This window comes from Flavobacterium aquidurense, from assembly GCF_002217195.1.
GTDB classification, from domain to species: Bacteria; Bacteroidota; Bacteroidia; order Flavobacteriales; family Flavobacteriaceae; genus Flavobacterium; species Flavobacterium frigidimaris.
On sequence record NZ_MUGR01000009.1, the window covers coordinates 96195 to 111803 of the forward strand.

Genomic DNA, 15609 nt, shown 5'->3' on the forward strand with positions numbered 1-15609 from the left:
AGGATTATTTTGCATAGACAAGCGGGAAGGATATATGATAAGGTAAAATTAAACTTTTATTTGATCTTTGCAACTTAGTACTGAAATATCTTAATCAAAAACAGCGATCCTGAAAAAACGCTCTGACTTAATGATCAGGCGCGTTGTACCTGTTAAATAAAAAGATACTATACACATAGATAATTAACCTGCAAAGCTTTGTTTTGTTCCCTTCATTCTAAAACTTTTCAGACTCATTCCTGTGTGTCTTTTAAAAAATTTATTAACATGACTTTCATCCGAAAATCCAAATTCATCTGCTATCTCATGAACTCTTTTATCGCTAAATTGTAGTCTGTGCTCTATCAGGCGGATCCTGTAAGAAGAAATATAATGCTGAATGGTTTCGCCACATTGCTTACGAAAATAACTGCCAAGATAAGTTGGCGATAACCCAAATAGATCTGCGATTACTGCTATTTTCAAACGTTCGGGATTACGTATATGCTCTTGAATATAATCCAGTATTTGCATAATACGTACATCTGCATTTGGAGAAATATTTTTTGGTTTGACTGCTGATATATTTCTTGCAGCAATAACAATAATCGCATTTACTAAATGACGAATCAGGTCCTGGTTATAAATATTGTCATGCTCGATAGTCTGCCCTAGCTGCCCCATAAGGATATGAACCATTTGTTTATCTTGATGGTTCGCCAAAACCGAACCTGACAAATCAGAAGCATAATATAAAAGGCATTCGATATGATCGATGCTTTTCCATTGATATTCTCTAATATAATTTTCACCAAAACGAACCACTATAAACTCACAAATACCGTACAGGTCAAATTCATGGCAATCATTGGGCGTAGTCAAAAATAAGTCTCCCGACCTAAAATCTACTTTATTTCCATTTGTAGAATAGCTTCCATTACCCGATATGACATAAACCATTTCAAAGAAGTTAAACTGCCTGTCACGCAGTGGACATGTATCTATTTTTTCATAAAATACTTCGAGTGACTGATAAATATTTTCTCTTCCCATGTGGTAAAGATACCTAAATAGACTTGAAATATACCTGTTAAGAGGCGCTTTACCGGTCTATTTTTGTCAAGCACAAATAAAGATTATTAGTTAAGGTTGTATTGAATTATAAAAATCCCTAAATATGAAAAACACCAATTTGAAGAATATAGATAGCAACCTTTGGCAAGCTATTACCCAAAGTGAGTACATACAGATAGACTATGAAAGCTTGCTGGAGAATGATCCAGCGCAAATTAGAGCCAAGGAACTAACATTGTCATTAAAGGAACAATCTGCTGAAATACCCGATGAGTTACATCTGGAAACTATTCAGATTCCTTCTTCTGAAAATAAACGTACCATCTCATTAAGAACATACAAACCTGCCAAAAAAGGCACCTTACCGGTATTACTCTATTTTCATGGAGGAGCTTTTATCTATGGAACTCCAGAGCAATATGATTTTTTATTTTTCAGATTGGCAATCGATATTAATGCAGTAATTGTTTCTGTCGATTACCGGTTGGCGCCTGAAGATCCTTTTCCGGCTGCTCTGGAAGATGGATATGATGCGCTGCTCTGGTTGTCTGAATATGCGGGGGATATCCAAGGGGATAAAAACAACATTATCATTGGTGGAAGCAGCGCCGGAGCAACTATTGCTGCTTCTCTAGCCCATATGGCAAGAGATAAAAAGCAAGTAGAAATCCGGCACCAGTATTTACTTTATCCAGCAATGGATCATCGCCTGAAAACCCAGTCAATGCAAGACTTAGCAAATGCTCCTATGCAAAGCAAAAAAGCAGCACAATGGATGTGGAAACATTACTTACCACACCCGATCACTAAGCCGCCAAGATATGCAGTGCCATTATTGCAAGACAATTTCAAAGATTTACCAACTGCAACAATCATCGTATGCGAATTGGATCCTCTAAAAGACGAAGGAAAAAAATATGCTGCAAAATTACAAGAAGCCGGTATTGCAGTTCATTTATTAGAGATAAAAGGAGCTGTGCACGCCTTTGATTTTTTTCCTTGTCTATTATCCGATACTTTTTATAGGCAGCAAGTTCAATTATACAATGAAATTTTAAATCCTGGAAAATGAAAAAAATAGTAGTTATAAATGGGCATCCTGATAAAGAAAATTTAAACAGTGCAATTGTAGATTCTTATATTAATTCTGCCAAACAAAATGGTTCAGAAGTTCGCTATATCGCCATCGGAGCGCTGGACTTCAATCCTAATTTACAGTTCGGTTATTCTCAAAGAATGGAATTGGAATCTGACTTGGTAAAAGCCCTGGAGGATATTAAGTGGAGTGAACATACTGTATGGATACATCCTATGTGGTGGCTGGGTATGCCTGCAATTATGAAAGGTTTTTTCGACAGGGCATTTCTTCCGGGTATTACCTTTAAAAGGGATGAAAAAGGTGTTACCGAAGGATTATTAAAAGGAAAAACAGGAAGAATTATTACAACGGCAGGAGATTTATCCCTAACTCTTTACAAAGAAATTTATAAGTCAAGCGGACTTGTACAATTAAAAGAAGGGATTTTAGCTTACTGTGGAATATCTCCTATCGAAAGTAATTTTATTGGACCTCTTAATGAATTAAACGAAAGTGACACATTACAATGGCTAAAGAAAATCAAACACCTAGCTTTATTAGACTCCAAATAGATTTGATTCTTTTTTATAATTAACTCATTGGGTATAATTGCTTTTAACACATAAAAGTTATATTGCGCATGGAAAATTATACCCAATTATTTTTAATCCAACATAAAAACAATCAATCCTCTTGCACCATGTGCTCCAAGAACCAATGACTGCTCGATATCAGCTGTTTTTGATGGTCCGGCGATAAAAGTCCCGAAACCGTACTGCTGATTGCCAATTCTTTCATAGGCCTGATGCATGCTGGCCAAAATATCCTTTTTATGAACTATAATAGCTAAATATTGTGCAATAAAAGGTGATACACGTTGTCCAAGTACATCATCTGTAACCCAAAGTGCACTATTTTCGGCTACACCAAAATGAGCTTTTATAATATTTAGTTCCACATCGGCAAGCAAATGCGGATCATCACTTGTCCAGTCTAAAGATGCAATTTCAGAAAGCTCCGGAATTGTGGTTATGATGCGTTTTTCGAGTGCATAATTTTTCTTTATATAATCAAGGATTTCAGCATAACTGGTTACTTCTACGGGATCACCTCCAATATTTTTCAGTACCGTTTTATAGGTTGCCAGCACATCAGGATTCTCTGAACTCAAAAGATTCAGATCAGGCAAATCTGCACTGAAAGCAGGTTGATTTTGCTTTATTTTTTTTAAAATATCCGCTTTACTACTCATTGTCTTTTGCTTTTGCTTCTCTTGAATTTTTCTTGTACCATTCTCTAAAAGATTCTTCCGGAACTTCCGGCATTTCGCGCTGATCGTACCATTTGTTCATTTTATTATTGACTAGCCCTGGCATGTTTTTCATCACAAAACGACCTGATTTTCCCGCGATATTAAAAATCGTTGGATTAGCGAGAACTTTTGCCATGGTATTCATTGCAATTGTTTTGGCTGTTGGTGTATGTCCTTCTTTTACCAAAACCTGACGCCATTTATACAATTGGTCGTGTATATCAATTTTTACAGGACAAACATTGGTACAAGAGCCACAAAGTGTACTTGCAAATGGTAAGTCGGCATTTTTACTCATGTCCAGATTGGGCGCCAATATAGAACCAATTGGTCCTGCAACGGCATTGTGATAACTGTGTCCGCCACTTCGTCTGTATACCGGACATGTATTCATACACGCGCCGCAACGAATGCATTTAAGGGAATTTCTAAAATCTTCTCTTCCCAGTTGCGTACTCCTGCCGTTATCGACAATCACAATATGAATTTCTTTTCCTGCTCTTGGTTTCTTAAAATGACTTGAGAATGTGGTAATCGGCTGTCCTGTCGCGCTTCTTGCCAATAATCTAAGGAAAACACCTAAATGTTTACGCTCGGGAATCAGTTTTTCGAATCCCATACAGGCAATATGAACATCTGCCAAATGCGCGCCCATATCAGCATTTCCTTCATTGGTACACACCACAATTTCGCCTGTTTCTGCAATAGCAAAATTAACTCCGGTCAACGCTACTTTTCTCGTCAAGAAGGTATTTCTTAAACTCAAACGAGCGGATTCGGTTAGATACTGAGGGTCAATATTTCCTTTTTCAGTTCCCAGATGTTCATGAAAAGTTTCGCTTACATCCTCTTTTTTAAGGTGAATGGCAGGTAAAACAATATGACTTGGCGGTTCTTTACGAAGCTGAACAATGTATTCTCCTAAGTCCGAATCGATCACTTCGATACCTTTCTCGGCTAAATAGTCATTCAAATGGCATTCTTCAGTAAGCATCGATTTTGATTTCACCATTTGCTTTACCTCATGTTTTGCCATAATCGAATGCACGATTTGGTTATGTTCTTTGGCATCCGCTGCCCAATGTACGATAATACCATTTTTCTGAGCGTTTGCTTCAAACTCAATCAGATAATCATGAATATTAGAAAGCACGTTATTTTTAATCTGTGAAGCGGTTTCGCGAAGCAATTCCCAATCCGGGATTTGATGCGCCGACTTATCACGCTTTTCACGAACAAACCAAAGTGTTTCGTCGTGCCAGTTGACGCGTTCTGTATCTTTATTAAAACGCGTTGCAGCTTCGCTGTGCGGTATAACTTTTTCTGATGACATCTCTTTCTTTTGTTTTTTTACCATTAAGATATTAAGTTCATAAAGCTTTGACTTAAATTATTTAATCTCTTAATGGTAAAAAGAATATTAAGTTTAATTCTAAAATCACCTAATTTCCGAGTGAATTTAATATTTCAGCAATATGAATGGTTTTGATGGGGCTTTTTTGTCTTTTCAAAATTCCTTCTAAATGCATCAGACACGACATATCCCCACCTGTAATATAATCTACGTGATGGTTTTCATGATCTTTTATTCGGTCTTGTCCCATTTTTACAGAAACGGCTTCTTCAGTCACACAGAATGTTCCTCCAAAACCACAGCATTCATCTTTTCTGGATAACGAAACCAGGTCCAATCCTTTTATATTGTGCAATAATTGTTCAGGTTTAGAGAAAAATGGCGCGTTAAGTTCTGTCATCTGCGAAAGCTTTAATCCGCGCTGACCGTGACAACTTACGTGCATTCCTACTCTGTATGGGAAATTTCCGTCGATGGAATCTACTTTTAAAATATCGGTAATAAACTCTGTTAGTTCAAATACTTTCTTCCGCATTTCTGTAGCTGCTTCTTCTTGTTTCTCATCATGTAAATGTTCTTTTACATGCAAAACACAACTTCCCGAAGGGCAGACAATATAATCGAATCCGGTAAAATTGGCAATAAAATTAGCATCACAGCCTTTGGTTAAATATTGGTATCCGCTGTTTGCCATAGGTTGGCCACAGCAGGTTTGTCCCATTGGAAAGTGAACATCGCAACCTAATTTCTGCAAAAGTTCATAGGTGGCAATGCCTACTTTTGGGTAAAACTGGTCGACATAACACGGTATAAATAATCCGATTTTCATATACTGTCTTTTTAAACGCTTTGAGTTTCTTTATCAATATGAAGGGACTTTTCAATCCAAATAAATCTCAAAGTGCTAATGTAAAAAATTGTATTTCTTTTTTACGCACAAAATTTATGTTTTATGTGTAATCTATTTTTATAATATTATTTCACACAGATTTTAAAAAGATTTAAGCAGATGTACGCAGATTATTATCTAAAATCAAATCTGATTAAATCTGTAAAATCTGCATGAAACAAAAATCCTTTAATCTGTTGCTGTTTTTCTCTCGCAGATTCAGCAGATTTTTAATTCTAAATTTTTAAGTAAACATCAATGCTTATAAAACTTCAAATCAATCAAATCATTCTGAATTGGTTTAGGATTCCAGTTTTGATGGATTGCCAGTGCAGCCCCCAGCGCACTTGCCTGCGCCATTGATGCAGCATATACTTCTATATCCGGATAAGCTTCGGCGAGTAAATTCATAAAAATTGAATTTTTACTAAAGCCTCCATCTACAAAAATCTTTTTTACAGGACTGTTATGAATTACTAAATTAGTCGAAAAAACTTGTTGTTCAACAAGATCAAGCATCAATTGATGATATGCTATTTCGTAACTTTTAAAGTGATTCAGGTCTCTTTTCTGAAAAGGACATTCTTTCAAAATGTCAAAATCATATTTCTTTGGATAAATAATCTGAAAGTTCAGCGCTCTTAAATTCGAAACTATCTTTTTATCAAAATAAACTTCTTTATAAGTATCAACCGGAACATTAAAATGTGCCGCTAATCTTTTGGTCTGCACTTCATGTTCGTTACCTGAGAACAGACGGGCTGCTTTTACAGGCTGATCCGTATATTGCATGTAACACAAACAATCGTGCTGTAGTTCTTCAAAAGTCAATTGTTTATTATTGAACGGATTCAGGGAAATGCTCCATGTTCCTGTCGATAATAAAACAAAAGGCTCTGTAAAGTTTATTGTGTAGGGAATAATAGCGGATGAACTGTCGTGTAAACCAACCCCAATTGCTAATCCGTCTTCGGTTTTAATGCTGTCTTTTCCGTAATGAAGCGGTGGGATTTTATCTAAAATATTTTCTTTTTTCAACCATTTATGGTACTTCATCTTCTTGAAATTCCAAAGATTGGTATGGCATCCAATACTTGTAATATCAGCAAAAGCTTCACTAGTTAAAAGGAAACTCAAATACTGTGGTAAATGCAGGCAATATTTTACCTGACTGAACAGTTCCGGTCTTTCTTCTTTGAATCTGTAAATCTGCATGCCCGAATTCAGGCTTCCTAAAACAGGGGAAGCAGTTTTTACTGCAAAAACCTCTTTTCCTTTGTATTTATTATAAAAGTCAGTTTTTAACTCCTCAGGATACTCTTTGAGATAATTATACAGAGGAGTTAAAACTTTTCCTTTTTCATCAATGTAGACAAAACTGGCACCATAAGTACTAAAATTGATGGCTTTTAAAACGTAATGGGTCAGATTTTTTATTTCTGATAATCGATCGAATATCCAGTTTTTCAGCACCTGAATATCTTCGCAGGGAAAACCATCTTCATCGAGGGTTTCATCAAGATTTACTGATTTTTCCCAAACAATTTTATAATTTTCATCAAATAAAAATACCTTTTTGTTTGTTTTACCAATGTCAAAAATTGCAACTACATTCATTTATGCTATTTTTTATAAGTCTGTAGCCATCGTTTTTAAACCTCTTTCTCCTATTAGATTTTTTCTAACGGCAAGACTGCGATACAATTCAACCGGATTTAATGCAGCGCCTGAACGTAAACGAGCCTCAGCCACTAATGCGCGAACATCAGTTCGGAAAGCATCCTGCAGGATTTCCTGCGCTTTTACCACATCATTTTCCTGTTGTGCAATTTCTAAAGCTTTTCTATCCACCAAAAGTGACTGTGCATAAGCAATCATGATAGCTTCTACAGATTGTAACAAATCTTCTAAAGGATCTTTTATGTTGTGTGAAGCGTCAATCATCCAGCCTAAATCTTTGGCATGATTCATTCCTCTGGCGTCCATTCCTTCCACTAATTCATTAAAGATCAAGAACAACTGATATGGTTTTAAAGCTCCGGCTGTTAAGTCGTCATCTCCGTATTTTGAATCATTAAAGTGAAAACCACCTAATTTTTCTTCCATAAGTAGTAAAGAAACGATTTGTTCGATATTCGCATTTGGCAAATGGTGTCCTAAATCAACAAGTGTCTGCGCTTTGTCTCCTAATTTTTTTACGTAAGAATACGATTGTCCCCAATCTGCCACTGTAGTGGAATAAAAGTTGGGCTCAGCACATTTGTATTCTAAGAATAATTTCCAGTTAGAAGGTAATGCATCGTAGATTTCTTCGAGACTTTCTAATGTATTTTGGTATGCTTTTCTAAAGTTTAATTGTCCGGGAAAAGAAGAACCATCAGCCAGCCAGATTGTTAGCGATTCTGATCCTAATTCTATTCCGTGTTGAATTACTTCTATATTGTGCGCAATGGCTTGTTTACGAACTGCTTTGTTCACATTTTGCAACGATCCGAATTTATACGAATTGTCCTGACCTGCCTGATCCTGAAATGTATTGGAGTTCATGGCATCAAATCTTAAATTGTGCTGTGCCGCAAGACTTTTTATTGCTTTATAATCCTGTGGAATATCCCAGGGAATGTGCAGTGAAATGGCTCCTGAAGCATTATTTAAAGCGTGAAGCAATCCTACATCTTCGATTTTTTCTTCGATAGAACGTGGTTCTCCACCTCCGGCAAAACGTCCGAATCTTGTTCCTCCTGTTCCTAAAGCCCAAGATGGAATTGCAATTTGAAAGTCTATTAATTTTTGAATAATTGCTTCTGTATCACCAATTTCTGAAATTGTGAAAGCAAATTTATTTTTATGTTTTTTTAATAATTCCTCGTTATGAGATGCGATATTGTTTGATCCGATTAACATATTATTTTATCTTTTAATAGAGATTACAATATATAAATAATATAAATTGAACTCTGGTTTAACGTTACTATTTTATGCTATTTTATTAGGTTTAATAAGGTTGTTATATCCTAAAAAAATCTAACGTTCGAATGACATCGAACGTTAGATCACAAAAAACCACTTTTGCTTTAAACAAACTTAAAAAAACTTAACAATCTATCTGTAAAAGCCCATTGATACCCCGCCGTCTACATTTAGTGCGTTTCCTGTTGATTTACCCAGTAAACCACCCACAAAAGCGAAACAAGCATTTGCAATATCATCGGGCAATATAATTTCATTGAGTAACGTACGTTTTGCATAATAAGCCGGTAATTCTGCAACTGTAATACCGTATGCTTTTGCACGACCTTCTGCCCAACCGCCAGACCAAATATTCGAATCTGAGATTACTGCATCAGGATTTACTGTGTTTACACGAATTTTATCTGCACCTAATTCAGCAGCCATCAGTCGTGTTAAATGTGCCTGAGCTGCTTTTGCTGAACCGTATCCAGGATTATTTGGACCTGCAACAACTGCATTTTTAGAAACAATATTTACAATATCGCCACCAAATCCCTGTTTGCGCATTACTTCGATTCCGGCTTTAGAAACAATAAATTGCCCTTTTACCAAAATGTCATACAATCTGTCCCATTCTTCCAAAGTATGCTCTGCAATTGATTTAGAAATACTAATTCCTGCATTATTCACTATTATATCAGCACCGCCAAAAGCCAGACAAGCTTCGTCTAATGCTTTTTCTGTACTTTTTTCATCCGTAACATTAAGTAAAGTACTCGAAACAGCATCTTTACCAAACAACTTCACAAACTCAGCGGTAGCAATTTCTAAACGTTCTTCGTTGATATCATTAATTACTACACAAGCACCTTCCTGAGCAAATCTTTTGGCAATAGCTTTACCAATTCCGCCAGCAGAACCTGTAATAACAGCTACTCTTCCTGACAATGCTTTAGGTTTAGCCATACGTTGTAATTTTGCCTCTTCTAACAGCCAATATTCAATATCAAATGCTTCCTGACGCGGCAGTGAAGTATATTCTGAAACTGCTTCAGCACCTTTCATCACATTTACTGCATTGATATAATATTCAGATGCCAGACGTGCCATTGTTTTATCTTTGGCAAAGGTAAACATACCCACTCCCGGATATAAAATCACAACCGGATTTGGATCACGCATCGCAGGGGAATTCGACTTTTTGCACGTATTATAATACTCTTTGTACATTGAGCGATACGCTTCAAATGCAGGTGTTAATTTTGCTTTGATCGCATCAACATCTGACAGATCTTCGTTTGGCTCTAAAGTCAAAACCAAAGGACTGATTTTGGTACGTAAAAAGTGATCCGGACAAGAAGTCCCCAGAGGTGCTAATTTTGATAAATCGTTAGAATTAATGAATTCCAAAACTCTTGCATCGTCTGTATAATGACCAATCATCTGACGCTCTGACGAACAGAAACCTCTTAAAATTGGTGCTACTTTTGCTGCTTTTAATTTACGATCTGCTTCTGGCAGACTTTCTATTTTTTTACCTCCAAAAACCGCACGTTTTTTTCCGTAATTACTCTCCAAGTATTCCGCACATTTCTCAATTACTTCCAGCGTGTTGATGTAGCTTTCGTAAGCAGTATCTCCCCAGGTAAATAAACCGTGAGAACCCAACATGATTCCGCGTAGTTTTTTTCCTTTTTTTTCTGCTTCTTCCAGACAGCTTCTTAACTGAAGTCCCAGGTCAAAACCGGGACGCTGCCATCCTACCCAGCCAATCTCTCCGTCGAATAATTCTTCGGTAATTTTAGCTCCGTCTTTTGCTGCAGCGATTGCAATTGCTGCATCAGGATGTAAGTGGTCAATATGTTTAAATGGTAAAAAACCATGTAAAGGAGTATCGATAGAAGGTGCTTTTGAAGCCAAATCGAAAATACAGTGATTGAACAACTCAACCATTTCATCTTCGAACTCAATTCCTCTGTATACATTCTCGAGATTGCGAAGTCTGTCTAAATATAGCGCTGCACAACCGGATTTTGTTAATGTACCAATGTCTCCACCAGAACCTTTAATCCACATGACTTCAGAGCTTTCTCCTGTTAGCGGATCTTTATCAGTAATTTTTACCGAAGTGTTTCCACCACCATAGTTAGTCAGTCTTAAATCGGCTCCTAATAAATTAGAACGATAAATGAAAAGCGCTACTTCATCTCCTGCCAGTGCTGCTGCCTTAACATCATCCCAAAGATAGCTTACATGCTTAAAAGTCATATTATTTATATTTATATTCGACATTGTTGTTATGTTATATTTTGTGTATTTATAATGAATTCCCAATTCCGACCAAAACAATCGACAGCATAATTAATGCAATTCCCCAGAGAAAAGTTCTGAAAGTCCTTTGGGAAACCCCTTTCCATTCCTTCAAATAAAATCCCCAAAGATTAGCCGTCAGAATAATAGTTGCCATATGCAGAATCCATGAACTTGCACCGTTTCCAAGTTTACTCTCTCCCATTCCGTAAAAGAAGAATTGTAAAAACCACATGGTTCCTGCCGTTGCCGACCACAGTACATTTTTAGCAATTGGTGTGTTTTTATTGGTATAATCTGAGAAAGTTCTATTTTTAAAATTAAGGTACATACACCAGATAAAATTGGTAGTCAGACCGCCCCACATCAAAACGATATAGGTAACATTATTTTGAAACAAAGGGTTGCATCCGTAATCTACTGCTGTTTCTGCCATTGGTTTTCCAGCTTCGATTCCGTAGTTAAAAAACGAACTCAGAATACCTGAGATAACCGCTATAATCAAACCTTTAACCAAGCTAAAATCTTTGTCTTTGTCTTCGTGCCCGCTGGCAAAATCCTTTTCTTTCAAAATCCCTGCTTTCCCGGAAATTGCAATACCTAAAAGACAAACTGCTACTCCTGCCAAAACCATTTGCCCGCCTGGATTAGACAACATATCGCTAAAGGAAATTTTACCTTCTGTTGGATATAAATCATAATAAATAGAAGGAACCAGAGCACCAAAAGCAGAACAGAATCCAAGGATAATAGAATTCCCTAATGACATTCCTAAATAGCGAACACCTAAACCATATGTTAATCCACCAACTCCCCAGATCAGTCCCATCGTAAATGTGAAGGCTTTTATTGAAGGCGCAGCTGTTGTAATTATTTCAACAAAATTTGGAATCGTTAAATAAGCAGCAATTGGCGGTACTATCAACCAGGAGAAAAATCCACCTACAATCCAGTAGCTTTCCCAGGCCCAATCCTTTACTTTCTTAAAAGGCATATAAAAACTACCTGAAGAAAATCCTCCGATAGAATGAAAAATAATTCCTAATAATGATTCCATTAATAATTTGTTTTTTGGTTAGATGTGATAGTTAATTTGGTTTTGTAAAATAATAGAATAGAAAAAAGAAAACTGTCCTGTACTATCCTTTATACTTTTGTTATTTATGTTAAATCTGAGGATTATTACAAAGAACAGCTTGATAATATTGGAAATATAAATTTAAAATTTCTATTTTAGCAATCGATTTCGTAATTATTATATCCTCAATTTGCAAAAAACAAATAAATCATCAAAAACATAGAGTAAGCCTTATTTAATTGCAGAGGTTTTGTGAGAAAACTACCGACTGGTCTTTATTTATATGTTTTAGATGAAACTTTTGAATGCCAGACATAATTCAGCAATTATGTTGCAGCAGGTTATAGATTAATATATAAGCCATACAAAATGATTAAACTAATTAAAATAGATGAAGATTCCAGGGTTCCTAAATACAAGCAAATTGTAGATTCGATCCTGCAAAATATAGCCAACGGAAATTTAAAAATAAATCAAAAGATTCCCTCCATAAATAGCTTCAGTGAAGAGTTTTATATGTCCAGAGACACAGTGGAAAAGGCTTATAATATTCTGAAAGAGCGAAAAATAATATCCTCTATTCGTGGCAAAGGATACTATATTACTCGAACTAAACTCGAATCTAAAGTCAATATTTTGTTTGTCCTCAATAAACTGAGCGCCTATAAAATGAAAACATACAACTCCTTTATCAATACAATTGGGGCAAATGCGCATACTGATTTGCACATTTATCATTGCGACGAAACGCTGTTTCTAAACTTATTAGACAAATTTGAAGGTGCTTATGATTATTATGTGATTACGACCCACTTTAAAACCGATGAGTTAAAGCATTTAAGTTTTACTAATGAAGTAGCAAAAGCGATTCAGGCGATACCGGACGAAAAACTGGTTTTAATGGATAATATTAAACTGGGAATGGAAGGTGAAATCATCAAGATCTATCAGGATTTCGAGAATGATATCTACAATGCCTTAAAAGAAGGGCTTTCGAAAATAAGCAAATACAATAAACTGATTTTAGTATATCCTGACAAGGCTGTTTACCCCTATCCTAGAAGAATCTTGCATGGTTTTAAGAAGTTTTGTGTCGAACACGAAATCAATTTTGAAATCCTCAGTGAGGTTTATGATGATATGATCCTTAAAAAAGGAGATTTGTTTATCACGATCGAAGAGTCGGATTTGGTGAATTTAATGAAACAAATTCGCGATGAAGAGTTTATTTTAGGAAAAGATATTGGTGTTATCTCTTATAATGATACACCACTGAAAGAGTTATTAGGCATAACGGTAATGTCTACTGATTTTAATGTAATGGGCGAAACCGCAGCCAGAATGATCCTGAATAAAGAAAAAGGAGATGTAAAAGTGCCTTTCAATTTTATTGATCGAAATTCTATTTAATTTTTTTTTGCCACGAAGACACTAAGGCGCTAAGTTTTTTTTTCTTTTTTTATAATTCGGAAATAATCATTTATAAGACGTATTAATACACAAAAAGGGACTTTCGAGTCTCTTTTTAATTTTAGAAATCACCTTCCTTATGTATTATTAGAACGCGCCCTGTTAGGGTTATAAAATGTAGCAAAGTCTGATCTCGAATCACATAACCTTCTTTCATTTATTTTTTTTTCTTAGAAAACTGACAGTGAAAAGCCGGGAGAATTTTATTAGATGTAAGATTCATTAGAACAAAAAAATTGCGCAAAGTCAGAGAATATGGCTTTAATATTTAGATTAGGATAAGAAACTACTACCAACCGCTCTACCCAATTATGACAGATCTAGAAAGAAGAACTTATAAATTTGCGTAGCATTTTAATCCTAGGCCTAACTCAACCAATCGCTAACTAACTTTCTATAAGTTTCGCCAATAGGCAGCTGTTCTCCACTTATTAATTGTATTTGATTTCCCTCAATAATTTTTATTTTATTTTTTGGAATGATATACGAGCGGTGAATGCGCACAAACTGGTTTATGGGAAGTTTTTCCAGAATGTCTTTCATGTTCTCCAGAACCATCACTTTTTCGCCCTTTGTATGAATTCTGATATAGTCTTTGAGTCCTTCGATATAAAGGATGTTTTCTGTGGCAATTTTATGATGTTTTCTGTCGGCTTTTACAAAAAGGAAATCTTCGGTTTGTTGGTTTTGAAAAGTTTCCTGCCAACGGATAAATTTTTCTACGCTTTGGTAAAAACGATTAAAAACGATTGGTTTGAGCAAATAGTCAATCACATGAAACTGAAAAACATCAAGGGCATAATCCGGATAAGCAGATGTGATGATAAAATTGTGTTTTTGATTGAACATCTGCATTAGTTCAATACCTGTTAATTGCGGCATCTGAATGTCAATAAAAACCAGGTCAACAACTTGGGTATTGAGAATTTCTATTGCCTTAAAAACATCTGAATCTGCGTATAAAACATTCAGTCTTGGTACTTTTGAGGCGTAATCTGCCATCAATTTTACAGCAAATGGTTCGTCGTCTAATATGATACAATTTATTTTTTTCATTTTAAATCTATTTCAAGTTCAGCTGTAAACTGGTTATTTTGATTCGTTAATTTTATCTGATGTTTTTGCGGATAATGAATTTCTAATCTCTTTTTTAGGTTCTCCAGTCCAATACCCCCCAGCTTATCTTTCTTTTGAATTCCAATCTCATTTATTACCTTAAAATTGAGTTTTTTATCTTCTAAAATGAGATCAATGACAATGGGTTTGAGTTGAGAAGTGATGCCGTGTTTTAAAGCATTTTCTACTAATGGAGATAAGATATAAGGCGGAATCTCTTCAGAAAAATTTTCTGCTTTTGTTTTAAAATCAATAGAAGTGCTTTCCTGATGCCTTAATTGTTCGAGTTCGATATAGGCTTTTATATAATCGATTTCATCTGCTAATTTAATCTTCTCTTTTTGCGATTCGTAGGTTGTAAAACGCATAATCTGGCTTAGCTTTTCGATTGCTGTGAGTGATTTATCAGACTGGAAATAAACCATCGAATAGATGTTATTTAAGGTATTGAAAATAAAATGCGGGTTAATCTGTGCTTTGAGGAACTTGATTTCAGTATTCTTATTCTCTTCCAGAATAATCTGATTGTACTCCAGCAAACGAATAAAATAAATCACAAACCAAAGCAGTGAACTCAAGATAATAGACATACTGCTATAATGCAGGTTATCCTCCATATAACCAAGGAAAGTTGGATTTACATAATTTATCTTATTAAATACTATTTTGGTGATCACTTGTTCAAATAACCATCGTAAAAAAGTAAAAAAGAAATAAGAAACTAATACTCCCGCAAAAAAACGTTTCCACTGAAATGATTTGAAAACCAGCTTCATTACAACAAAATAGTGAAAGTAAAAGGTCATTACAAATACGATCATATAAGTAGAAAGAAATAAATCCGGCATAAAGTTTTTGGCTAATACCAGATTTTTAACAAATGTAAAATACCCCATCAAAAGCCAGTATATGATATGAATAAGTACTTCTACTCTTTTTGATAATGTTCCTTTATACATGTTTTTGTAATTTTTTTCAAAGATATACATTCATAAAA

General features: G+C 35.3%; 13 protein-coding genes. 3 read left to right on the forward strand and 10 right to left on the reverse strand.

Features of this window, described 5'->3' with window-relative positions; genetic code table 11:
- Positions 1 to 183: 183 nt before the first annotated feature.
- Positions 184 to 1032, reverse strand: coding sequence for an AraC family transcriptional regulator (locus tag B0A67_RS05830; RefSeq protein WP_072962180.1), 849 nt, complete (start codon positions 1030 to 1032; stop codon positions 184 to 186).
- Positions 1033 to 1156: 124 nt separating this feature from the next.
- On the opposite strand from B0A67_RS05830, the gene B0A67_RS05835 reads away from it, so the two are divergent.
- Both B0A67_RS05835 and B0A67_RS05840 read left to right on the forward strand, forming a co-directional pair.
- Positions 1157 to 2125, forward strand: coding sequence for an alpha/beta hydrolase (locus tag B0A67_RS05835; protein WP_072962183.1), 969 nt, complete (start codon positions 1157 to 1159; stop codon positions 2123 to 2125).
- A complete protein-coding gene (locus tag B0A67_RS05840; RefSeq protein WP_072962187.1) occupies positions 2122 to 2703 on the forward strand; it encodes an NAD(P)H-dependent oxidoreductase in 582 nt (193 codons plus the stop codon). Before B0A67_RS05835 ends, B0A67_RS05840 begins: the two co-directional genes overlap by 4 nt.
- Before the next feature lie 92 nt (positions 2704 to 2795).
- Here B0A67_RS05840 and B0A67_RS05845 read toward each other — a convergent pair whose 3' ends face one another.
- The 7 genes from B0A67_RS05845 to rhaT all read right to left on the reverse strand — a co-directional run bounded on the left by B0A67_RS05845 (position 2796) and on the right by rhaT (position 12005).
- A complete protein-coding gene (locus B0A67_RS05845; protein WP_072962190.1) occupies positions 2796 to 3383 on the reverse strand; it encodes a LutC/YkgG family protein in 588 nt (195 codons plus the stop codon).
- Positions 3376 to 4776, reverse strand: a complete 1401-nt coding sequence (locus B0A67_RS05850; RefSeq protein WP_072962388.1) for a lactate utilization protein B — start codon at positions 4774 to 4776, stop codon at positions 3376 to 3378. The genes B0A67_RS05845 and B0A67_RS05850 overlap by 8 nt, the downstream gene beginning before the upstream one ends.
- A 109-nt stretch (positions 4777 to 4885) precedes the next feature.
- The gene (locus B0A67_RS05855) at positions 4886 to 5626 is read right to left on the reverse strand and encodes a (Fe-S)-binding protein (protein ID WP_072962193.1); all 741 of its coding nucleotides are present in this window, start codon (positions 5624 to 5626) and stop codon (positions 4886 to 4888) included.
- 315 nt (positions 5627 to 5941) lie between these two features.
- Positions 5942 to 7303 carry an FGGY-family carbohydrate kinase gene (locus tag B0A67_RS05860; RefSeq protein ID WP_072962196.1) on the reverse strand — a complete coding sequence of 454 codons (1362 nt, stop codon included), beginning with the start codon at positions 7301 to 7303 and terminating at the stop codon, positions 5942 to 5944.
- Between the two features lie 12 nt (positions 7304 to 7315).
- Positions 7316 to 8590, reverse strand: coding sequence for a TIM barrel protein (locus tag B0A67_RS05865; protein WP_072962198.1), 1275 nt, complete (start codon positions 8588 to 8590; stop codon positions 7316 to 7318).
- Between the two features lie 198 nt (positions 8591 to 8788).
- Positions 8789 to 10930: a bifunctional aldolase/short-chain dehydrogenase gene (locus B0A67_RS05870; protein ID WP_072962391.1), complete on the reverse strand. Its 2142-nt coding sequence runs from the start codon at positions 10928 to 10930 to the stop codon at positions 8789 to 8791.
- Positions 10931 to 10955: 25 nt separating this feature from the next.
- Positions 10956 to 12005 (reverse strand): L-rhamnose/proton symporter RhaT, encoded by a 1050-nt coding sequence (rhaT, locus tag B0A67_RS05875; protein ID WP_072962202.1) that lies wholly within the window; start codon positions 12003 to 12005, stop codon positions 10956 to 10958.
- Between the two features lie 390 nt (positions 12006 to 12395).
- Here rhaT and B0A67_RS05880 point away from each other — a divergent pair, with 390 nt between their 5' ends.
- Positions 12396 to 13436 carry a GntR family transcriptional regulator gene (locus B0A67_RS05880; protein WP_072962205.1) on the forward strand — a complete coding sequence of 347 codons (1041 nt, stop codon included), beginning with the start codon at positions 12396 to 12398 and terminating at the stop codon, positions 13434 to 13436.
- A 426-nt stretch (positions 13437 to 13862) separates the two neighbouring features.
- On the opposite strand, the gene B0A67_RS05885 is transcribed toward B0A67_RS05880, so the two are convergent.
- A complete protein-coding gene (locus tag B0A67_RS05885) occupies positions 13863 to 14552 on the reverse strand; it encodes a LytR/AlgR family response regulator transcription factor (RefSeq protein ID WP_072962208.1) in 690 nt (229 codons plus the stop codon).
- Positions 14549 to 15571: a sensor histidine kinase gene (locus tag B0A67_RS05890; protein WP_072962395.1), complete on the reverse strand. Its 1023-nt coding sequence runs from the start codon at positions 15569 to 15571 to the stop codon at positions 14549 to 14551. Before B0A67_RS05890 ends, B0A67_RS05885 begins: the two co-directional genes overlap by 4 nt.
- Positions 15572 to 15609: the final 38 nt, after the last annotated feature.